18 protein-coding genes are annotated in these 22,288 nt (G+C 55.8%); 6 read left to right on the top strand and 12 right to left on the bottom strand.

The genetic code is table 11. The features are described from left to right. Positions 1-267 precede the first annotated feature (267 nt). The 3 genes from STH12_RS18620 to STH12_RS18610 form a co-directional block, all read right to left on the bottom strand. Positions 268-819 (bottom strand): HAAS signaling domain-containing protein, encoded by a 552-nt coding sequence (locus STH12_RS18620; protein WP_126168941.1) that lies wholly within the window; start codon positions 817-819, stop codon positions 268-270. Then, positions 812-1,201, bottom strand: a complete 390-nt coding sequence (locus STH12_RS18615; protein WP_126168940.1) for a PadR family transcriptional regulator — start codon at positions 1,199-1,201, stop codon at positions 812-814. The genes STH12_RS18620 and STH12_RS18615 overlap by 8 nt, the downstream gene beginning before the upstream one ends. Before the next feature lie 232 nt (positions 1,202-1,433). Further along, positions 1,434-1,706, bottom strand: a complete 273-nt coding sequence (locus STH12_RS18610) for a DUF4242 domain-containing protein (protein WP_126168939.1) — start codon at positions 1,704-1,706, stop codon at positions 1,434-1,436. Positions 1,707-1,890: 184 nt separating this feature from the next. On the opposite strand from STH12_RS18610, the gene STH12_RS18605 reads away from it, so the two are divergent. Continuing rightward, positions 1,891-3,504 (top strand): methyl-accepting chemotaxis protein, encoded by a 1,614-nt coding sequence (locus STH12_RS18605; RefSeq protein WP_164551253.1) that lies wholly within the window; start codon positions 1,891-1,893, stop codon positions 3,502-3,504. A gap of 112 nt (positions 3,505-3,616) precedes the next feature. Here STH12_RS18605 and STH12_RS18600 read toward each other — a convergent pair whose 3' ends face one another. Together STH12_RS18600 and STH12_RS18595 are read right to left on the bottom strand one after the other, a co-directional pair. Further along, the gene (locus tag STH12_RS18600) at positions 3,617-4,480 is read right to left on the bottom strand and encodes a LysR family transcriptional regulator (protein ID WP_126168937.1); all 864 of its coding nucleotides are present in this window, start codon (positions 4,478-4,480) and stop codon (positions 3,617-3,619) included. Positions 4,481-4,563: 83 nt separating this feature from the next. After that, positions 4,564-5,187 carry a hypothetical protein gene (locus STH12_RS18595; RefSeq protein WP_237158671.1) on the bottom strand — a complete coding sequence of 208 codons (624 nt, stop codon included), beginning with the start codon at positions 5,185-5,187 and terminating at the stop codon, positions 4,564-4,566. Positions 5,188-5,450: 263 nt separating this feature from the next. Between STH12_RS18595 and STH12_RS18590 the strand changes: the two genes are divergently transcribed. From STH12_RS18590 to STH12_RS18575, 4 genes are all read left to right on the top strand, one after another. Further along, a complete protein-coding gene (locus STH12_RS18590) occupies positions 5,451-6,626 on the top strand; it encodes a MerR family transcriptional regulator (protein ID WP_126168936.1) in 1,176 nt (391 codons plus the stop codon). A 138-nt stretch (positions 6,627-6,764) separates the two neighbouring features. Next, complete coding sequence (locus STH12_RS18585; protein ID WP_126168935.1) at positions 6,765-7,505, top strand: hypothetical protein; 741 nt, start codon at positions 6,765-6,767, stop codon at positions 7,503-7,505. Positions 7,506-7,510: 5 nt separating this feature from the next. Next, positions 7,511-8,602 carry a sensor histidine kinase gene (locus tag STH12_RS18580; RefSeq protein ID WP_164551252.1) on the top strand — a complete coding sequence of 364 codons (1,092 nt, stop codon included), beginning with the start codon at positions 7,511-7,513 and terminating at the stop codon, positions 8,600-8,602. Between the two features lie 27 nt (positions 8,603-8,629). Beyond that, positions 8,630-9,370 carry a LytR/AlgR family response regulator transcription factor gene (locus STH12_RS18575; protein WP_126168933.1) on the top strand — a complete coding sequence of 247 codons (741 nt, stop codon included), beginning with the start codon at positions 8,630-8,632 and terminating at the stop codon, positions 9,368-9,370. 49 nt (positions 9,371-9,419) lie between these two features. Here STH12_RS18575 and STH12_RS18570 read toward each other — a convergent pair whose 3' ends face one another. The 3 genes from STH12_RS18570 to STH12_RS18560 are packed head-to-tail and all read right to left on the bottom strand — an operon-like array spanning position 9,420 to position 11,985. Beyond that, entirely contained in the window at positions 9,420-10,142 is a 723-nt protein-coding gene (locus STH12_RS18570; RefSeq protein WP_126168932.1) for a response regulator transcription factor, read from the bottom strand. Continuing rightward, entirely contained in the window at positions 10,142-11,323 is a 1,182-nt protein-coding gene (locus STH12_RS18565) for a sensor histidine kinase (protein ID WP_126168931.1), read from the bottom strand. The genes STH12_RS18570 and STH12_RS18565 overlap by 1 nt, the downstream gene beginning before the upstream one ends. A gap of 17 nt (positions 11,324-11,340) precedes the next feature. Further along, positions 11,341-11,985 carry a hypothetical protein gene (locus STH12_RS18560; protein WP_126168930.1) on the bottom strand — a complete coding sequence of 215 codons (645 nt, stop codon included), beginning with the start codon at positions 11,983-11,985 and terminating at the stop codon, positions 11,341-11,343. A gap of 164 nt (positions 11,986-12,149) precedes the next feature. Between STH12_RS18560 and STH12_RS18555 the strand changes: the two genes are divergently transcribed. Then, positions 12,150-13,643 (top strand): S41 family peptidase, encoded by a 1,494-nt coding sequence (locus STH12_RS18555; RefSeq protein ID WP_126168929.1) that lies wholly within the window; start codon positions 12,150-12,152, stop codon positions 13,641-13,643. A 19-nt stretch (positions 13,644-13,662) separates the two neighbouring features. Here the strand turns inward: STH12_RS18555 and STH12_RS18550 are convergent, their stop codons facing one another. From STH12_RS18550 to STH12_RS21750, 4 genes are all read right to left on the bottom strand, one after another. Beyond that, positions 13,663-14,130 carry a TlpA family protein disulfide reductase gene (locus STH12_RS18550; protein WP_126168928.1) on the bottom strand — a complete coding sequence of 156 codons (468 nt, stop codon included), beginning with the start codon at positions 14,128-14,130 and terminating at the stop codon, positions 13,663-13,665. Beyond that, the gene (locus STH12_RS18545) at positions 14,130-16,304 is read right to left on the bottom strand and encodes a TonB-dependent receptor plug domain-containing protein (RefSeq protein ID WP_237158670.1); all 2,175 of its coding nucleotides are present in this window, start codon (positions 16,302-16,304) and stop codon (positions 14,130-14,132) included. Before STH12_RS18545 ends, STH12_RS18550 begins: the two co-directional genes overlap by 1 nt. A gap of 256 nt (positions 16,305-16,560) precedes the next feature. Further along, a complete protein-coding gene (locus tag STH12_RS18540) occupies positions 16,561-17,475 on the bottom strand; it encodes an AraC family transcriptional regulator (RefSeq protein WP_237158668.1) in 915 nt (304 codons plus the stop codon). A gap of 174 nt (positions 17,476-17,649) precedes the next feature. After that, positions 17,650-22,275, bottom strand: coding sequence for a PKD domain-containing protein (locus STH12_RS21750; RefSeq protein ID WP_126168927.1), 4,626 nt, complete (start codon positions 22,273-22,275; stop codon positions 17,650-17,652). Positions 22,276-22,288: the final 13 nt, after the last annotated feature.

The following is a 22,288-nucleotide window of genomic DNA, read 5'->3' as shown; positions in this document are numbered from 1 at the left end:
CTGCAAGGCTGATTGAGCTTGTGCCAAACTGGCGTTTGGCGAATGCGGTTTTAAGCCCTACGGGCTTGCCGCTGTGAGCGGCTAACACCGAAGCCTTCCAGGCTTCACCCGGGCAAGGGCAGAAGCGGCCTGCAAGGCAAGCGACAGAACAGTTTCTGTCGCTTAGCTGTCGCCGAAGCGCTCTGCGCGCCACGCTGAGCCGGTGTGGACTTTCCTCCTATCTAATCCCATTAAACCGCCCCGACGAAGCGGACAACCCAATGCCAATCAATGCCGTTTAAGCACTTTCAGCACCTGCCATGTGAGGTAGCTTATGGCGAGGCTCAACATCAGGGCGATGGGTGAACACCACCAACCAAGTAGCTCCTGGTCGGCTGGTGTGCCACCTTTAATGGCACCAAAGGTGACAGAGGTGCCGCCCGGATTTGACCAAAGCCCGACATCCTGGGGCGAGACAAACTTGTACAGACCCGTCAGCAGTAATGCCAGGGCAATGATAAAGCCGAAAAAGCCCATGCCGTAATAGAGAAACTGACCTATACCCCTGCCGACGGCACGGATGGCACGAAAACCATCGGGCGGTGGCGTCCCGTTAAGGATGTGCCCTACGTATTGCTCCGCCAGCTCTCTTGGCGAACCGAAACCTTGCAATAACTGCTCGATATCGCACTGTTGTCCTTCGCTGGTCGCCGCCTCCAGCGCATCAAAAATATGGCTTTCTATTTCCCGCAGTACTTCATCTGCATCGACACGCTTGAGTCTGGCCAGATATTTGTCGAGGGAGTTTAAATAGTCGTGTATCAGTTGATGTTCAGTCATGTGATGTTCCTTTTTCACAGCCATTCAGGCTTTTTTCCAAGAGCGCGCTGATGTCCTCCACTGACTTTAGCCAGCGGGAGCGCAGCTCCAGCAATCTTTGTTCACCCAAGGTGGTAAGACAGAAGTACTTACGGGGCCGGGAATCACCCTCCTGCCGCCAATGGGCATCAATCAGGAGTTCCCGCTTGAGACGGTCGAGCAAGGGATACAGGGTGCCCTCGGTGATGCGCATGGTCTCGTAACTGTGCAACAGTTTTAGTAACTCAAGGCCATAGCGTTCACCGCCATACAAGGCCCCAAGCACCACCAGCTCGAGGGTCCCCTTCCTTAGCTGGATATCCCATTTCTCAGTTTGATTGTCTTCAATCACTTTATTAGTCATGTTTAACACACTACCTTGCACTACATAGCAATATGTTTAACACCATATACTGTTTGTTTGCAAGACTATTTATCCCTGGGGAAATTGAGAACAGCCGACTTGTTAAAGCACATCGCTGCCATCCTGGTAGCCCCTCATAAAAAACGCCGACTACTGTCGGCGTTTATTCACCCTGAACGAGTGTCAGGACAAGCAGGTTCATTCTCTGCGCTATCTCTGCACTATTGCAGGGCTATTCTGCCGTGGTCGGGTCTATCATGCGCCGGACCTCGCTCACCGAGGTCACAGGGAAACCGCCGCGCTCGGCGTGTTCCCGCACAAGGCGCTCATCCGGGGCGATGTAAACGCAGTACACCTTATCCGGGGTAACAAAGCTCTCGACCCACTGTACCTTGGGGCCCATTTCTTCCAGCACTGAACAGGACTTTTGCGAGATTTCGCGAAACTCTGCCGCGGATAAACCACCGGCGCCCGGTAAATCTCTTTCGATGATGAATTTAGGCATAACGACCTCCTTACAGGATCTCGTTCAGTATAGTTGCTGACAGGGCTCGCGCCCTGGGTTTGCAGACGGTTTGCCCCGCAAACACCAGTGGCTGAAAGCACGGCCGAAACCCTGCAAGACCCTGGCGGCACTGCTAGGCTTAATGGATGAAAAATTCACCAGAAATAGTCCAGGAAGGGATCCCATGCTTCTGTTTTTGAACGTGAAACAACGCATCCTGCTTATCGTCTCTCTGCCACTGCTGGTGTTTGCGCTGGTTGGGGCCTTTGTCATTTTTGAGCTTGGCAAACTGCAACATGAAATCGATGAGATGTTTGAGCAGAGGGTTATCCCCATGCACGAAATCTCCATGGTAAAGAATGACTTGGTTGTGACTATTCCCAAGCTGGTGTACAGCAATTTCAGTGGCAAACTGGCAAGCTACGATCTGAAAGCCGAGTTGGACCGAACTCTGGCGCACAGCATGTCGGAATGGCACAAATACAGGGCCTTGGATCATGGACCGCTGGAAAATCAGATGATTGTGGCGATAAGCCCCGATATCGAGGCATTCAGCAACTTTCTTTCCGAGCTTAAAGACAGCATCAATGGTCAGCCGGTTTCCAAATCACAAATCGACAGCCTGTTCGCGCTGAGCAAACCCCTGAGTGACCAATTTAAAGGCCTGATGGAAAAGCAGCTGGAAATGAGCCGGGAGCTTAAACAGCAGGGAGATAAAAACGCCCAGCTCAGTCGTCAGATCATCATCGGCAGCGTGGTTGGGATGATTTTCCTGCTCGGAGTGATTGGGGTTGTGGTGTTTCGCAGCATCAACAAGTCACTGACCGAGCTTGGCAATACCATCTCCCATATCACCAAAAGTGCCGACCTCACGGTGCGGGTGCGTCTGGAAGGCACAGATGAACTGGCCAAAATCGGCGAGGCATTCAATGCCATGGTCGCCAAGCTGCAAAATCTGGTGAATAACATTCTTTCAGGTGTGATGACCTTAAGCTCGGCTTCGGAAGAAATGAGCGCCATCAGCAATATGATGGCCGCCACCTCGGAGCAGCAAAGCCAGCAAACCACCCTTATCGCCAGCGCCGTGACTGAAATGAATGCCGCCATTCACGAGGTATCGCAAAATGCAGTCAGCACTTCCTCCCGCGCAGGCGACGTAGAAACCCTGACCCGCGAAGGCACCACGGCCATTCGCGAAAGCATAGACTCAGTGAATGTACTTGCCACCACAGTGCTGACTAATGGCAAGCTTATTCAGGATCTTAACCAGCAAAGCAATGAAATAAATCAGGTGGTGTTGATGATCCGTGGCGTGGCCGAGCAAACCAATCTGCTGGCACTGAACGCCGCCATTGAGGCCGCCCGCGCCGGTGACTCCGGCCGGGGTTTTGCGGTGGTGGCGGACGAAGTACGGCAGCTGGCACACGACACCCAAAAGGCCACCGAGAGCATCAGCGAGATGATTGGCCGCTTGCAGTCGATGTCGGAGCGGGCAGTAAAAGAGATGGCTGATGCAGAGCAAAGTGCCCAAAGCAGCATGGAAAAGGCTGAAAAATCTTCAGCTATCATCAGCCAGATCCAGGCGCAGATGAACGAAATAGTGCTGATGAATGCCCAGGTGTCCAGCGCCACCGAAGAGCAGTCGACAGTAATAGCCGAAATCACCCAAAGCATTACCGAATTCCACGAAAGCATTGCCGCCGTAACCGAAAATGCCCAGCAGAATGCGCTGGCCAGCAGCGACCTTGCCAATCTCGGCGCCAGCCTCAAGGGGGAAGTGGAGCAATTTGTGGTGTGAAAGCTGAGTCGCTGCAAGCCGTTTGGCGTTGTGTTCTCGCGCTGTTCAAGCTCTTGAGCGTTGTGTTCTCGCGCCGTTTGCAGCACTGTGCTCAAACGGTTTTCGGCGCCGGCTATTTGCCTAAGCGCCCTTCTATCAGATCACGCTTGCGCTGCAGGCAATCTGCAAGATAGTCCATCAACAGCCGGATACGCGGTACGGCACGAAGGTCTTCGTGAGTCAGCAACCAGATGTCCTGAAACGGATATGGTTTTGTATTATCAATAGCTTGCAGTGCTGGCATTTGGTCGGCGATGTAACAGGCCCCGCGTACCAGGCCGCCACTTTCGGCCGCTAGTTGATGACGCAGCACCAAATCATCCAGCACCAGAGCGACCCCGGCGTTCGGATAAGGCGATGCAGCAATCCAGTCCGCCGTGCCTGGCGCCGTTATCCAGCCAAGCTCGGCGGCGGGCCGCTGCAGATAGTCGGGGCGGCAATAATAACCAAGCCAAATGGGGAACAGCCGCCGTCCCACCAAATGCTCATCCGGGCTGTTTGACACCCGCACTACGATATCGGCTTCACAGCTATCGAGGCTCGCCAGCGCGTAGGAGCAATGGATCTGCAGCCTGATCTGCGGGTATTGCTGCTGAAACGCGCTGAGCTCATCCAGCAGCAGCCACTGGGCAATCGCGGGTGGAAGCGATAGGCGAATGTCGCCCTGCAGTGCATCTGTGGCGGCCAGTTCATCACGGCGATTGCCCTGAATAAGCCGCTCCATCTGCTGGGCTGCCTCAAGCAACCTTTGCCCCAGAGGCGTCAGCTGCAAGCCCTTGGGGGACGTCTCAAACACAGGCGCGGCGTACCTGTGGTTCAGTGCGGCCAGCCGTCTCGACACAGTGGCATGGTTCATCGACAGCAGCTTTGCCGCCGCCCGCAGGCTTTGCCCCCGCGCCAATGCCAGTATTACCCGGTAGTCATCCCAATTATCCATTCGCTCATCCACAGGCCCAACGCCAGCCCCCAAGGTAACCCCTTATGGCGGCGATGAAAACCGCAGCAATGTGAGCAAAGCTTTCAGTTCAGCGGGAAGGCGCCCTTATCGTCGTGCACCGCAAAGGCGGCAATTTGCCAGTGGCCATCCTGCTTGCTGAGCAGATAAGTCGCCCCCACCAGGTTGTAGCGCGAGCCATCGGCGCGAAAGCGCTCGGCCACGTTGCTCGCCAGTGCCAGTTGGCCGTCCAGCAGCCGCACATCTACCTTTTGCCAACGCACCCTGGCAACGCCCTTGGCCTTGAGGCTATCCAAAAAGCCCTGAATTTGGGTTGAAAACTCGGCTTCACTGGCCACCGCCGGAGCCCGGTTGTTTGACATCAGCATCAGCTGCGGCCGGTACAGCACAGGAGCCGAATCCAGCTTGCCGGTAGCCAGGTAGTGGTTGTATTTGGCCATATAGTGCTCGAACAGCTGGGCAATTTCGGCCTTGTCATCTACTGCCGTGTCATCGGCAGCCTTTGGGGACGGCGGCATGGATTGCTTACCACCGGCCACCTCACTGTCGGTCACCTGAAAGGTATCAGCGGCGCAGTAATCAATCAGCCCCGGTAAAGCCAGCGCAAAATGACTTGTGCCAAGCAGTGTCAATGCCAGCAGCCATCTGTAACTTCCGCCAAGTGGAAGGATCATCAGTTTTGGGTTCATCACATCATCCTTAATGGAGCCGATTGTCGAATGGGGGTTGTTGTCAATTGGCGGCCACCAACCAGGCCACCTTGGCTGAAACGCTATGGCCCATGCTAGCAAAGCTGCGCCGCAATACAGGTGGATAGTTTTTCGACATCCCTGTTGCGTTTTCGCACCACGCCAATTGCCGCCGGTCATATTTAAAAAATCGCGACCACACCGTTGACCTGTCTACAGCTTCATAGTTTAAGTTGTGTTATCAGGACTTGGAGACAAAGCAGATGGCATTACGCATTTCAGAACTGGCAAACCGGCTCGGATTGTCGCGCTCAACCCTGCTTTACTACGAGAAACAGGGACTTATCCGCGGCAAACGGCTGGATAACGGCTACCGGGTATACAGCGAAAAAGACGTACAACGGCTGACCCTGATCCAAAAGCTGCAGGCAGGCGGCCTCACCTTAAAAGAGTGTCTGGCCTGCCTCGATGAGCGGATCGACAGGGCACTGCTGCAAACCCGCCTAGCCGAGCTGGACGCCGAGATTGCCCAAAAGCAGGCTTCACGGACACTGCTTGCAGCCCTTCTGGGCGAAGGCGATTTGAAGGCGTGGCACGAGTCCCTCACAAAAGAAGCGCCCGAGGCGCATCTGGATTGGTTACAAACCCAGGGCTTCAGCGAAAAAGAAGCACTGCACCTGACATGGTTATCTAAAGATATGAACGAACACGACAAATTTATGGCCGACTTTATGCGCATTTTCGCCCCACTGACACGTTGGGCACCGGGCAGCGAGGCGGATACCTTAAAAGCACTGGCATCCGTGCCGCTGAAGCCAACGCGCATTCTCGACATCGGCTGCGGCAAGGGTCTGGCGACCGGCGTACTGGCCAGGCACACCCAGGCCAGCATCACCGCCATCGACAACGAAGAAGGTGCATTGGCCGAGCTGCAACAGCAGCTTCAGCACAGCGGCCTAACCAGTCGGGTCAGCACCCTGTGCGCCAGCATGACGGACATCCCACTGCCAGCGGCCAGCGCCGATCTGATTTGGGCCGAAGGCAGCGCCTATATCATGGGGGTCGAGCAGGCGCTCAAGTCCTGGCGTAAGCTGCTGGTCGATAACGGCGTGCTGGTCCTCAGCGATCTGGTGTGGCTGACAGACGACAAAGACCCTGAGGCCGTATCCTTCTGGCAGCAGGACTACCCCGCCATGACCTCGGTCGAGGCGAGAAAGGCACAGATGCAGGCGGCGGGTTTTGAGGTGATTGACAGCTTTAGCCTGAGTAATGAGGCCTGGCAGAGCTTTACCGGCCCTCTCGCCGCGAGAGTTGATGAGGTTTCCAAGCAGCTGGCAGGCTCGCAGGCGTTAGCCAATGTGCAGCGGGAGCTTGATATTTTCAGCCGCTTCCTCGGCCAGTTTGGCTATCAGTTCTTCGTGCTGCAAAAACGCGGTTAACCTTTTAACCGCCAATTCCCCCGCTTATCGGCAAATTCCCCCCGCTCAGGGTTTCTCACTGTAGCGGGGGTTTTTGTTTGCCTATTCTGGCTCCAACAACTGCGATGCAGTCGCAACCGATAAATCACGGAGCCAACAATGGATAACGCACTCAATAAATTAGAAAAACAGCTTTCAAGGCAAAAACTCATCAATGGCGTGCTGCTGGGCGGCTTGGTTGCCCTTGGCGCCTTGCAGCTGTATCAGGCAAGCGCCCCCAAGGTGTTCGATGAAATCTCAGTTGAGCGGATCAACATAGTCGAAAAGAGCGGCTTTAACCGCATGGTGCTGGCCAACTCCGAGCGCTCCCCCGGGGTCGACAAGTACGGCAAGGAAGTATGGCGCAGTGAAGAAGCCCGCCCCGGCATGATTTTCTATAACGACGAAGGCACCGAAAACGGCGGTTTTGTGTTCCGCGGCCACAAGAAAGACGGCCAGGTAGACCACGGCCTGCACATCAGCTTTGACCGCTACAACCAGGACCAAACCCTGATGATGCAGCACATAGAACAGGGCGATTATCAGCTGACCGGCCTGACTGTGATGGACCGCAGCGACCAGGAAATGGACTTCGCCAAAGTGCGCGAATATCTGGAGGCGAGCAAAGCAGGCGACACAGCCACTGCCGAAGCCATTTACGCCCAGCTTGAGAAAGACAAGCAGCTTGGCACCTACCGCGCCTTTTACGGCACCCTCAATGGCGATGCCAAATTGCAGCTGCACGACACCGATGGCAACAAACGCATCCAGATGGTCGTGACCGAAAGCGGCGAAGCCAAGCTGGAGTTCCTCGACGAAAAAGGTCAGGTTATACTCCGTCTTCCTGAAGGGACTAACTAATGGCAATGGCTAAGCTACTCAACATTCTGGCAATTTTTGCATTCTCACTGGCGGTGGCCTTTTACGCCGCCCTGCTGAGAACCGGCCCCGATGAGCCTTTGGTGGTGCATTTTGATGCCCCGGTTTGGATTGCGCTGCAATCCTTTGTGGCCCAGTGGCTGACCCTAAAATGCTATCAGCTGCTGAGCAAAGGCCAAGGGCTCAGCCCGCGTCCGAGCCACTACATCAAGGTGTATCTGGTTTCCGCCATCGCCTTTGCGCTGCTGATGAGCATTGCCACCCTGCCCATCGAAATCGCCGCCGGTTTGCAGCATATCGATGGCTACCATCTGCTGCTGTCCATCGCCACCAATCTGGCGCTGCACCTGATGGTGGGCGGCGTTACCCTGGTGCTCAAGGTGCTGGACAACCACCAGCAGCAAGCCGTGGCGCTTGAGCGGGAGAAAAAACTCGCCCTCGAACGTCAGGTTGCCCTGTTGCAGGCTCAGCTGGACCCGCACTTTTTATTCAATAATCTCAATGTATTGTCGGCACTTATCAGTAAAGACCCGGACGAGGCAGAGGAGTTTCTGCACACCTTTTGCGACATCTACCGCTATGTGCTGGAAAACCGTGAGCGGCCTTTGGTGCCGCTGCATCAGGAACTCGATTTTGCCCGGGACTATATGGCGCTTTTGGATATTCGCTTCAATGGCGCCTATCGGCTTGAGCTGCCGGATTTCACCGACGATGCCGCAGCGCTCAGTCAACTGCTTCCGCCCTGCACCTTGCAGTTAACCCTCGAAAATGCGGTGAAACACAATCAGGGTGACAGCACCGCGCCGCTGCCCATCAGGGTGCAGATCCGCGAGGGCGAAATCCAAATCCGCAACCCGATGCGTGAAAAGGCCTTTAAACCGGCTTCCAGCGGCCTTGGGCTTGCCAATCTTTCCGCCCGCAGCCTGAGCCTGTGCGGCCGGGACATTCGGGTAACCAAGGACAATGGCGAGTTCTGCATTGCCATTCCATTGCAAAACGCGGCGACAGCAAAGGTGCAAAGCAGCGCCGAGCCAAAAACCGCCACCACAACTCATACCACCAACAGACCCGCCGCCTGACCGGCGGCCATCACACAGGGAGAAGGCGTGAAAATACTGGTCATTGAAGACGAGCCGCTGGCGGCAGATAAACTGATAGGCTATATCGAGCGCTATTTCGACGGCGCCGAAGTGCTGGCGGTGCTGTCTCGGGTGGATGAAGTGATTGGCTTTTTCGAGCAGCCACAGGGGATAGCGGCGCCCGAGCTGATATTTTCTGATGTGGAATTGCTGGATGGTCAGGTGTTTACTGCCATGCAGGCGCTGGATTTGCCCTGCCCGGTGATTTTTACCACCTCTTACGAGCAATACTGGATGCAGGCCTTTGCCAATCAGGGCATCGAGTATCTGCTGAAGCCCTTTTCCTTTAAGCGTTTCAGCGAAGCCATGGCCAACTTCGAGCAGCTCAAACTGAGCCTGGCCGCCAGGGCCGCCGCCAAAGCGGGCAACTATAAGAGTCGGCTGCTGCTGAAAAAGGCCCAGGGGATGCAGGTATTAGCGCTTACCGACGTGGCCTGTTTTCGCACCTCCGGCGGGGTGGTGATGGCCTGCGACACAAGCGGCGAGCACCATATGCTCACCTCGGGCTCCATCAACGAACTGCAAACCCAGCTCGACCCCGAGGTGTTCTTTCGCATCAGCCGCAGCGACATGGTGAATATCAACTTTGTCGAACGATTTGAAAATTATGGCAAAGATACTCTGGCTGTGTATCTTTCCTGCCTCGATGAGCCGCTTATCACCAGCAAGACCCGCAGCGCCGAATTCCGCCGCTGGCTGGATACCTGAGTGGATGGCTGAGTGGATAGCAGAGGCACGCACCCGCTAAAAAGCACAGTTACAGCAGCTTGAGTTCGATGCCGCGCAGCACGGCGCGGGTGCGGTCACGGGCCACCAGCTTGGTGAGAATGGACGACACCTGATTGCGAATGGTGCCGCGGGACTTAAACAACGCCGAGGCAATTTCCACATTGGAGTATCCCGCCGCCATTAGTCGCAGCACGTCCAGCTCGCAGTCCGACAGCGGCGTGTACGGCAGGTCGCGATTGAGGGATTCAAGCTCGGCCCGGCTCACCACCCCAGCGGTGACAGCTGGTTGAATATGGCGCTTACCTGCGGCGAGCTTCAACACCGCCTCTGTGAGGCTTTGAAAGCTGATGTCTTTACGCAAATAGCCCTGCGCCCCCAGCCGCAAACTCTCCAGTACCAGCTCGTGCTCATCGAAGGTCGACAACATCAGCACCGGTATTGGCGCACTGCCTGCCAACCGCTCTTGCTCACGTAGCAGCTTCAGCGCCTCAATGCCTGACAGCCCTGGCATGCGCACATCCATGATGAGCAGCTCTGCGCCGCTGGCGGCGAGGGCATCAGGCAGCGCCTCAGCCGAGGTGGCTTTGGCCACCACTTTAATGGCCCCGTGCAGTGAGAGCAGGCTGCAAAGCCCCTCCAGCACCAGCAGCTGATCATCCACCACCATCACCTTCACGGCAGCGTTGTTGGCCGAATTGGTATCTATTTTCGGCTGTTGCGGTGGCACTGCCGACACTTGACTGGCTGACATCAGGCACCCTCCACCAGCGTCAGTGGCAGGCTGATGGTCAACGTCAATCCCAGACCACAGGCAACATCCAGTTCACCATCCAAGGCCTCAACCCGCTCCTGCATACCCTTGAGACCATTACCGGGTTCGAGGCTGGTGATCATGGCGCCGTTGTCACTGGCCTGCCAATAGAGGAAGGCATGGTCGCGCCAGATCTCCAGCCGACATTCACTGGCCTGACTGTGGCGACGGATATTGGTGATGGCTTCCTGGGTGGCACGCAGCAGCAGCTCGGCCACCGCAGCATTGGCGCAGCGCACCTTGTCATCGATGGCGAGGATCACCCTGGGCTTGTCGCAGTCATCAACCAGGGCCGACAGACTCTGGCTCAAATCCAGCCCCGACAGACTGCGAATATCCGACACCGCCCGGCGCACATCGGCCATCAGATCTTCGGCGAGCCCCTTGGCTTTATCCAGCTGGGCCGGTTCCGGCTGGCCACCGAGCTGGCGCATCAGCTCCAGTTGTAAATTAAGCGCTGTCAGGCGGTGGCCCATCAGGTCGTGCAAATCGCGGGCAATGCGAAGCCGTTCGTCGCGCTTGGCGGTATCCGCCAGCAGTGTCTGGGTCGCGCCAAGCTCCCGCAGCAATTGGCGGTTGGCCTCGTTGGCCTCGCTCTCTTTTAAATTGGCCCAGGACAGCCGCAGTGAAAACAGGTTGTAGGCGCTGTAGAGCACACCATTGGTCCAGCTGTATTCCATGTCGGTGGTGGCCACATACAACATTGGCAGGGCGATGGCCACGGCAATACAGCGGCGCAGCGGCATCACGCTGGGCAGATTGGTCATCAGAATAATGCTCAGGATAAGAATGATGCCGTTGGCCACCAACAGCAGCAGCGCCAACATGGCGGGAACCTGAAACATCAGTCGCCGCATCGGTGTCATGGCGGTGGCATTTGCGAAGGCAAACACCAGCGTAAGACCACACACCAGCACTATGGCCGGCAGCGGCGGCATATCAAAGCGCAAATCATGGCCCTGCCAGATTTGGCTGAGCGTGTACCAAAGCACAGGTACACACACCAGCAGCAACAGCAAAATATGCCCCGGGCTTTCGGGCGCGGCGCGGCTGGGCACATCCCGTTGCTGCCAAATCCGTTGCAGCCACCTTTGTTGCCAACCCCGTTGTAACGCTTCCATAGTCACATCCTTGATGATCACAGCTCTTGATAAAGCCCTCTGCGGCCCTGCTTGTCAATGACCAGCAAGTAGGAGCTGCCGAGGGAGCCATCACACACATCCACCGCAATGTTATTCACCTCGATAGTGCCAGCGCAGTTTTGCAAAATGAATCGCCCTTTCAGCTCACCGCGACTGAGACTGTAGTCTTTCCCTTCCACCTTGAGGCTGAGCGCATCGGCGGCAAATATCCGCAGTGAAAATTCGCTGTTCACGTCCTTACGTTCCATGGCAAATACCCGCACATCCAGCGGGCCATCCCCTTGCCAGGCCAGAAAATGATAGCGGCGCTCCCTTTTCACTTTGAGGGTAGTTTTGGCACTCAGCGACATACCCTCCACCGCCACATAGGCACTGATGCGCTCTTCCACATTGACTTCATGACTGATGGTTTCGGCAGTTGCGCCCACCGGCAGAGTCTTATAGTGGTATTTGCTGTTGGCCGGATCGCGCGCTTTGCCCTGCAGGTCAAAGTTGGCGATATAAAAACCCACCTCATGGTCGGTGGCATTGATCAGCTGATACTTGTTTTTGTAGTAGTTTGAGCCGAAGTTGGCGGTTTCCAGCGACTCGCTGTTACAACCACACAGGGGCAATAGCAGAAGCAGATATGCGGCTTTCATGGTTCCCTCCGGATTTGCCGTTAACCTTTGTCCAAGACTAAGGCGATGCCGGGCAGCAAACATGTGTCAGTTGTCACTTTCGACATCACCCTTGGCAAATATCCGTAAGCGGGATAGATTAAAAATCTTTGGATAACACACTGAAAAATAAGCCAGGAAGGCCCATGAAAACGAACCTATCTAAACTGAAAGTAGCTGCCGCTATCTCAGCCCTGTTGCCCCTGTTCGCCGCCGCCGAGCCAGCACTGCCGCAAACCGCTGAAGCCTGGGCCAGTGCAGCCAAAGCCGACATAGAAGCTGCGTATCAAATCACCCACGACAACCATCCAGGCATGTTCGACCCACTCAATCCCGGCTTCGGCGCCCAGCTCGAAAAGGCGCGCGACGACGCGCTGGCCTTGGTTCCCAAAGTAACCGACCCCATCAGTTATGTGATGGCCATCGGCCGTTTCAGCACTGTGCTGCAGGATGGTCATGCCGGCGCCTATACCGATTTTAAGCACCCGGGGTTTCCGCAAACCCGCTGGCCGGGATTTAATACTGTCTGGCGTGGCAACGACCTGTGGGTGTCTTACAGCGATCTGCCACAGCTTAAGCGCGGCGATAAGGTGCTGGGCTGCGACGTTAAATCCGTCGATACACTGTTCGATGAGCGGGTATTCCAATTTCAGGGGCAAAAAGATCAGCCAGGCCACAAATGGCGCTTCGGCCATCGGGTGCTCTCTGACTATGGCAATCCCTTTATCACAACCCCGGAGCGCTGTGAGTTTGATACTGCCAAGGGCAAGCAGAGCCTTACACTGAGCTGGTCAGCGCGGCCGGAAGCGGCACTCGAGGCACTGCAGAGCGATTTCAACGGCGATCGTCTGCCGGTGGGGCTGAGTTGGCATAAGGATATTGCCTGGGTAGCCATGCCAACCTTCACCCCGGACGAAAATGATACTGCCGCCTATGACAAGCTGGTGAGTGAACTCACCGCGCAGCGGGACAAACTCCAACAGGCAAAAGCCATAGTGCTCGACCTGCGCCACAATCAGGGCGGCTCGTCTTTATGGAGTGAACGTGTCGCCAAGGCATTGTGGGGCGAAGGCCGGGTGTTGCGCCGCCTTGAGGCCAAGGGTGCAGCCACCGAAGTCTGGTGGCGGGCATCGCCCGGCAATACCGTACATGTTCAAGGTATCGTTAAAGAGTTTGAGAGCGAGGGCCAGACAGAGTACCTGGAGTATTTCGCCGAGGCCGCCAGCGGCATGGCGGCTTCACTTAAGCAAAACGAGCCTTTTTTCAAACAAAAAGATGAGGTTCCGGCAATGAGCATGGCCGATGCCATGAAGGAGCAGCCTGGGGACATCCCGGCGCTGACAACCGCAGTGATTGCACTGGTGCCGGGCCAATGCGCCAGTGCCTGCCTGGATGCGCTGGATGCGTTCAAGCTATTTGACAACACTCGCCTGTTTGGCGCTCCAAGCAGTGCCGACTCAAGCTACATGGATATCCGTACCGAGGCGTTTCCATCCGGCCTAGGGGCCGTGATCATTCCCAACAAGGTGTATGTGAACCGCAGCCGCGGCAATGGCGAATACTACGCCCCCGACCTGCCGTACAACGGCCTGGACTGGTCAACCGAGGCGCTGCTGCAGGCGATCCGCCAGCGGTTGTAATAATCAGGCACTGACAGTTCTACGACCGGGTTTGACACAGCCGGGCATAGAGCTTGTCTGCCTCGGTAAAACCACGCACCCCGGTCAGCAGCTCACCGCGTTTACCCAGCAGCAGGATAACAGGTGTGCCGGGAATGCCACCCATGTCTTTGAGCAGCTTTGGCGGCGCCTTGTAGGCGGGATGGGGAAAGTTAAGCCGCAGCAGTGCCCGCTTGAGGCTGTGGCGGTCGGCATTGATGCCCAGCGCCAGTTGGTTAATCACACACTCTGGCCGATGCCGTTGCAAACTGCTGGCCTGCTTGACGCACCAGGGGCACTCGGGCTCGAAAAACATCAGCAGCGTTGGCTTGCCCTCAAAGCCAGCCAGGCTGCCATCCTCGCCACCACGCAGGTTTTGGTAATGGTAGTCGCCAAGCACATTGGCCCGGACCGGCTGGCCCGGGCTCAAGATGCCAATCAGCAACGCCAACAGCATCAACCGCCGCATCAGAACTCCATCTTCAAACCGGCATAGATCTCGCGGCCACGCAACGGCCCGTAGATGTAGCCAACGTCAAAGCCGCCATCAGCATCGAAGAACAGTGGCGTGTCTTCATCGCCGGCCTGGGTGTAATCCAGCAGGTTACTGACCCCGGCGTAAAGCGACAGGTTATCGTTCATCTGGTAGCTGGCGCGCATATCCAGCGTGAAGTACGCCGGTGCCTCGGTGATTTTTTTCGACTCGGCAACCACTTGCCCCATGGCATCGAGGCGGTTGTAGCCCTCGTAACCGTATTTGGCCAGATCGCGGCTGCCGACCCACACCAGGCTGGCGTATAGCTCCCATGGCTCAAAGTCCCAGTCCATATCCAGTGTGATGCGCTCTTCCACCGGTGCTATCGAGTAGGAAGACTCAAACACCGAGTCATAGCTGAACACCTCGCCGGTAAAATTTAGCGTGAGATCATCGCTGACCTTATAGCCAAGCGCCAGATCGGTGGTGATCACGGATGCCTTCTGATCGAGTTGGGTCAGCAGTGGGATCCCTTGCGCATTGGTGGTGAGGTAAGCCAGATGCTCGACTTCGGTCCAGGCCAGCGATGCCGTGGAAGTGAGGCGATCGCCTTCAAAACTGAGGGCATAGGTGGCCGAATGGGAAATTTCCAGCTCGTCGATGTCGATATCAAATCCGAGACTGCCATCGAGAATGCCGTGGTCAGTTTCGAAGAACGACAGCGGCGCGCGGTAGCCGCGTCCGGCCGAGAGCCGCGACGTCCACTGGTCATTGTGTCCTAGACGTATATCAATACGGGGCGACAGTAGCGACTCATCCAACTCCACGCCCGGTTTTGCCGGGTCGACAAAGTCGGCACTGACACGGTCGTAGCGCAGCGCGGCGGCGATTTCAAGGTTGTCTGTTGCCTGCCAGGTATCCTGCAAATAGATGCCTTGTGAGTCATAGTCAAAGGAATCAGAGACATAATCCGGGTTAGCCGACCCCGCCAGCGAGTGTGAACGCATCTCTTCGGTGCGAATGTCACCGCCAAAGGTCAGCAGCTGATTGTCGGTCAGGCTGTGGTTGATACGGATATCGGTAAACCACATGGTGTCTTTGGCACGGTAGTCAAATCCCTCGTAGAAGGAGTCTTGCTGATGATCCGCGTAGCTGACGGTGACATGGCTGTTCCAGCTGTCGTTAAACTCGTGCAGCCAACCCAGCGAAGCCTCGTTGCGCTCGGTATCTATCCATTCTGTGGTCTCCCATGCCTTCCCAATGAAGCGCTTTCGTACATCACCCTCGGCAAACAGGTCCTGGGTGGCTGAGCCTTCTCCATCATAGGCGGCCAAAATGCCGCCTATGCCGCCCGCCTCACCATCGGCAAAGGTTTTGCCCAGCATGGGGCCGCCAAAAATCTCAGAGCGAATATTGGCAAGGCGCAGCACAAGATTGTCATCGTAACCAATATCTTGCGACAGGCGGGCAGTGATGCTGCGGTTTTCCTGCTGCGGTGCTTCGTTCACCAGATTGTTGTCGACATCGACCTGATCCCGGTCGTCATATTGGGCCACCAAAGTCGCGCGTGTGCTACCATCCTCGCTCACCCCTTTTCCGAGCAATGCAAGTTTGCGATAACCGTTTTCACCGGCAGCAATATCCACCTCGGCACCGTTTTCGGTCGGCTCGGCGCTTATCACGTTGATAGTACCGCCAATGGCCTCGGGCGCAATCAGCGAAGCACCGGCACCGCGGGCCACTTCAATCCGGTCAATGCCCGTGGTTGGAATAGCATCTACCGCGTAATAACCGGAAATCATGGTGTGCACCGGCATGCCATCCACCAGAATTGTGGTGTGCTCACCGCGCATGCCATTGAGCATGATGCGTTTTACACCGCACATTGAGCACTCGTTGGACACCTTGACGCCAGGCGTATTGTCGATGGCCTCTGTGAGATTGACGGCATTTTTGTCTTCAATTTTGCCGGCGCTGATGACTTCGGTCTTCATGATGGTGTCGGCCAAGGTACCCGCCTGTTCAAGGCGCTGACGCACCCCGGTCACCGTGATGCGCTCAACCTCGGTTTCGGCACTTGCCGCCGAATTATTTTCATCGGCCACCACGAACGGGGATATGGTCCCCATCACCACTGCCAGCGCGCTGGCTAAATATGAAAGCTTCACCACTATTACTCCTGTTGGGCTACTGAAAACCCACACAGGATACGCCAATGATAATAATTATCATTTGAGATTGATCAAGATTCCAACTTTTATCTCATTTTGTATCAGCCATCGCAGGCCTCATGCAGCCACAGGTTTAGCAGTGCCGCCGCTCACCATAGCGCCTCCGCGCCATCAGCGCTGGCAAACACTAAGTGCAGCGGCGCACTCGATTCTTTGGTGGATCAGCTCTTTGGCGACTCGGTTATTGGGCGATTTAGTTCAGTGGCACAAAAATGTCGGTGATAAGGTCACACTCATCCACCTGATGCACAAAGTTCAGGTACTCGAAAAACAGCGGCGCTTCGCGCACGGTCTCACCACTTTGGGGCAGCCAGTCGCGGAAAAAACCGTAAATACTGGCATCCATGGTAGCGTGGCTGCCGAGGTGGCGAATAACGGCGTAGCGACCACCAGCGATTTCACCATTTTCCACGCCCTGAGGGTTAGCCGGCACGGTTGCTTTAACACTGCCAGCCACCTTAAAGCGAAAGTCCTGGGCTGGCATGGTGGCCGGATCGCCATTGGGAATGCCAAAGGTGCGCGAGCTGGCAATGGGTGAGAGCCCGGTTTGCTTGCGCCACTCGATAAAGCGCGCGCTGGTATCGAGCACCCGCGCCGGGTTGCCCTTGTGTTCCAGCCAGGCCACAGCCCGGCTTGGCATTTCAATCAGTTTTATGTCCATATCGGTTCCTGTTAACCCTTGCGGGGGCACTTTGATACTGTCCATAACCGAGTGCAACTGCGCCCAGTCAGGTGTCTGTCGAAATGCCGAAGGGCTCAGGCCAAGCTCGCGCTTAAAGGCACGGCTGAACGCCTCGGCGCTATCGAACCCGGCCTCCAGTGCGATGTCTAGCACCCGCATGGAATGCTCGAATCCGAGCCGAAACGACGCCCGTTTCAGCCGCTGCAGCTGCACAAAACGCCCCAGCGGAATGCCTAGCCCGGCCGCAAACAGTCGATGAAAGTGAAACCGCGACAAGTGCCCCACCCGACTTAAGCTGTCGAGGCTCAAATCCTCATCCAGATGACGACCTATGTAGTCGCACACCCTCGCAAGCCTGGGGTCGAGCCCTGTCGGCACAGTTGCCGCGAGGGCTCGTTCAAGCTCTGAGCTTATCTTTGATGACATCTCTTTTTGCTTCACTCTCTTGGTTTCGCTCGTATCTTTTACAGCCTGTCGCTTTGATTCAGGCAATCGCATTTCAACGGCCCCAGTGTGCCAAAGCCCAATCACCGCTGCCTGACCGATATTGCTGAATTAAAAACACCGACCCATGGGTCGGTGTTTTTATCGAAGTGGCAATTACTTGAGTTCAACCACGCCCGGATAATACACGTCCGCCGGTGATGTACGCGGTAAGGTTTTGGTAGTTGCAGCCCCACCGGCCAAAGGCACGGCAAACAACATATCATCAGCCCCAAGCCTTAATATACCCAGAATATCGCCATTGGTGTCTTCAGTGAGATAGCCAATTACCTTACCAGCGCCCAATGTTGCGACCGGTTGAACCTGATTAAGCTGCGAGTCGAACTGCATCAACTTACCATTCTCGGTCCCATAGTAAAGCTTGCCGTTTGTGGCGCTGAGCAGGCCAGTGGATGGTATATCGGTCAACCCGGCTACCACATCATTGTTCACCGGATGACCACAATCATTGCTTACGGCCTGTATAGCCCCCTGATTTGCTGTCGCACTGGCTCGGGTCGCCACATACCAGGTGTTGGTGGCGTCACTGAAGCTCAATCCTCTTACAGGTGAATGCCCGGCTGTACTCACAAACGCGCTGGAACCCTGAGCCTTGGTTTGCATGTTGTAGCAGTGGATAGTGCTGCTGGATACAAACCAGGCCTCATCATTTCTCAGTTGCAGCTCACTGGCGGCATGGGCACTGTCGGTGGTGCCAAAGGCCGATAGTTCGGTAAAGGCCAATGAATCTGGGTCAATACGGTATAGAACCTGTCTGAAGTTGTCTGACATATCGATTCCCAGCCCGACCAAGCCGCCACGGTCGTCTTCCTTCAGCGCTATACCCGGGCGAATATCTCCATTCCCACTGCCATATTGGATGATGGCGTTGATGGGGTCGTAACTGAATAGTGTACCTGCGCCACTGAAGCCCGGAGCATACCAAACACCGCCGTAAACTTTGCCGTTACTGTGAACCAATGGCTTGCCTATTGGGTATGCCCCCGCCTTGTAACCCAGACTGGTAACTGAAACGCTGTCATCCAAACGATCCTTGGTGATAATGGCGCCATAACGTGTGTCACCACCATCAAAGCTAATCACAGAGACATACCTGTCATTGATGCTGTCACCGGGAACATCGGCAATGCCAGGATCGCCCAGGAAGACATAGCCTCTGTCTCCACCGCCCACAATGAAGGGGGCATCAGAAAAGTTAAGACCGCCCACACTGCGCACCTGCGAGGGTTTCACCGTGATACCAAAAACCGTATTTGTACCCTGGGTACGTATGGCATCAGCCAAACCGGCAGCGTTTTCGTCTGCATTGGTAATATAAAGCGCACCGCCTGTCGTGGATGGGGCGAACCCAATTGCAACCTGACCAGCCCAGTTCGAGAAGCGCCTGACATCACTCGATTGTCCGCCGGCAGTGCTCACTTCTGTCAACATGGCTTGGTGCGACGAGTCGCCACGACAAACAGAGAACACATCGTTACCTATCCAGCGGAATACTCCCAGACTCTTCCAGCACTCGAAATTGACATAGCCGCCACTCCCTCCCGCACGGGTATTAACGTCAAAGATAGTGTTGCCGTTATTTTGTAAGGCGCTGACGAAGGTATCTCCCGAAACGTAGATGTATGGCCCTGAGTATAGGTAATTAAGAGAGCTGGAATAGGTCGAAACCATAAACGGGTTGGGCACCCAGGGCTTGCTCAGATCCTGAGCGTCAGAGGGCGTTAACTCGAGAACATTCGTTTTGGTCGCGAAACGGGAACTGTAGTTGGCGATAAATATCCGGTTAGCGCCATTCCACTGCATGTGCGCCAAGGGGGAACGACCATAGGTGTCTCCCTGAGCATCCGGCGCGCCAAGGTCAGCTATCCAGGCAAACTTGAGATAGTCCGGACTGCTTGCATCTATGTTCAGATAGAAGACTCTGCCCGCATCCAGGTAACTGCCATATTTGGCTAAACCAAACAGTGCCTTACCGGAAGGATGAAGCAGCAAGCGGGTGTCAAATCCATAAACGCGATCACCATTCACAATTTCATATTCAACATGGTGCAGAACATCAACGACTTTGGTCACAGGATCAAAACTCATTACCGCAGCACCGGCATACAGCCCCTCATTTGGCAGCATGAAATAGAACTTCCCGCTGGCTGGATTAAATTCCAATCCAAGATATCCGGTGGTTTGAACCCCAGGCTTACCTTTAAGACTCAGCAACGGATGAATGTCAGCAATACTTTTCTCGCTGATGGAATAAAGCCCACCCACCTGATCCTCTCCACCAAGGGAACTGCTCAGTATCAGCGTATGGCCACTGGGGACGGGGTTTGCTCCAATACCATCACTGGGCTTATTGGAAATGGCTACTGTCACCGGGCTGCTATCGAGCTTACCGTCGCTAACGATAAGCTGAGCGACATAACTGCCGGCAATATCCAGGGTAAACTGGCTGCTGGCCTGATTGGTACCACTCAACGAGGCCAGACTCTGGGCGGGCTTACTTATCAGCGCCCAGCGGTAACTCAAGGTATCACCATTGGCATCATAGGAAGCCTGGCCGCTTAAGGTGACCAGATCGCCAATATTCACTTGCTGGTCGTTGCCCGCATCGGCAACCGGAGCAACATTTTTAGCCACATCATGGATAAGTACAGTATCCGGCAGGCTGTTGCCCTTGCCATCACTCACCACCAGTTGCACAACATAGTCACCCACCAGATCGGTTTTTAACGTCGGATTGGCGCTGGCAATATCGCTCAGCAGAGCCACGCTGCCACTTGGTCGGGTCAGCAAAGCCCATTGATAGCTCAAACCATCACCATCGGCATCGAAGGAGGCGCTGCCATCGAGGATGACACTTTGCCCGGCTTCCACGCCCAAGTCTGGACCGGCATAGGCCACGGGTAAGGTGTTTTTGTCAAAATCACGCACTATGACAGTGGCAGGTACGCTATCGAGCTCGCCGTCATTCACCACCAGCTGCACTATGTAATCGCCGCTGAGGTCCGCCACAAACTGGGTATCTATGGTGTCAGTGGCGCTGAGCACAGCCGCACTGCCAGCCGGTTGGCTCAGCAATTTCCAGCGGTAACTCAATGCCTGCCCTTCCGGATCAGTAGAGCGGCTGCCACTGAGGTTCACCTTGCTGCCTTTGCTGGCCTTTTGATCGCTGCCTGCATCGGCAACCGGAGCCAGGTTAACATCGGTAATGATTACAGCGTCCGGCGCGCTGTCAGCGTAGCCATCGTTCACTATGAGTTGTGCCACATAGTGGCCCTGAATATCCACAGTCAAAGTCGGCTGCGCAGAGCCAGGATTATTTATCACCGCCTGACTGCCAGCCGGCTGGCTCACCAAGCTCCAGCGATAACTGAGCGGATCGCCATTGCCATCGGTGGAGGCACTGCCATCAAGCAGCACTGTCTGTCCCGGTCCGCCTTTAATATCACTGCCCGCGTGCGCCACCGGCGGCAGATTGCTGTCGGTCAGCAGTACAGTCACTGGCAAACTGTCACGGGTGCCATCGTTGACTATTAACTGTGCTACGTAGCTACCGGTAACATCCGGGGTAAAGAAGGGGTGGACACTGAATGGTTCGCTAAGCTGTGCCTGACTCCCCGAAGGTTTGTGCACCAACGACCAACGGTAACTGATGGCGTCACCATCCGGGTCGTGGGACGCAGTGCCATCAAGGTGCACCTCTTGCGAAGTGGTGATAAGCCTGTCATGCCCAGTTACCGCAATGGGTGCCCTGTTCACCGATGAAGCGGCATGAAGGGTTACTGTGGCCGTTTTACTGGCGCTGCTGGCGTCTTTGACCACCAATGCCACTATGTAATCGCCCGCCACGTCCGGCGTGATACTGGTTTCAGCCACGCTGGCATCCAGAAGATTGGCCTGGCTGCCCGCAGGCCGGGACACCATATGCCACTCATAGGTTAGGCTGTCGCCATCTGCATCAAAAGACCCGGAACCACTGACCCTGACTGCGGTGCCTAACGCCATAAAAGCACCGGCAACCGGTTTTGCAACCGGCACAGTATTGGCATCCGAGATAATCATCCTATCCGGCGCACTTTCCAGAGTACCATCACTAACCACCAGCTCAGCAATGTATTGCCCGGCAACATCATGCTGAAGCAGTGGGAAAGCGGTCTTATCAAGGTAGAGACTCGCCTGGCTGCCCGCGGGGCGCTCAACCAGAGTCCATGAATAACTCAGGCTGTCGCCATCCACATCAAAGCTTTGGCTACCATCCAGGGTAATGGCTGCGGTGCCAGACAGTTTGATATCTGCGCCGGCATCGGCGACCGGAGGCGTATCCGTGTCGGTGATCACCACCACCGCAGGATTGCTGCTTTGAGTGCCATTACTCACCACCAGCTGAACCCGATACTCACCGGGGCGGTCGAGTACCAGTCCCGGGTAGGGTTTAGTGGCGTCGGTTAGCTGGACCTGGCTGCCCGTTGGCCGGGAAAGGATCTGCCATTCAAAGGTCAAGGATTTGCCCGAAGGGTCATGGGAACCACTGCCATTCAGTACAACACTGGCCCCAGACTTGGCACGGATTGGATGTCCTGCATCGGCGATTGGTAATGCCTGTTCAACGGGAGGCTGAAGTGGAGGCTCGACGGGCGGCGTGATCACCGAATTATCCCTGTCTCCACTGCATCCCTGCAGCACAATCAAGATACAAAACCACCAGACCAATTGAATGCGGAACATGGCGCCTCTCCCT

Origin of the sequence: Shewanella khirikhana (genome assembly GCF_003957745.1) — a bacterium.
Classification (GTDB): Bacteria; Pseudomonadota; Gammaproteobacteria; order Enterobacterales; family Shewanellaceae; genus Shewanella; species Shewanella khirikhana.
This window is presented reverse-complemented; position numbering and strand designations above follow the sequence as displayed.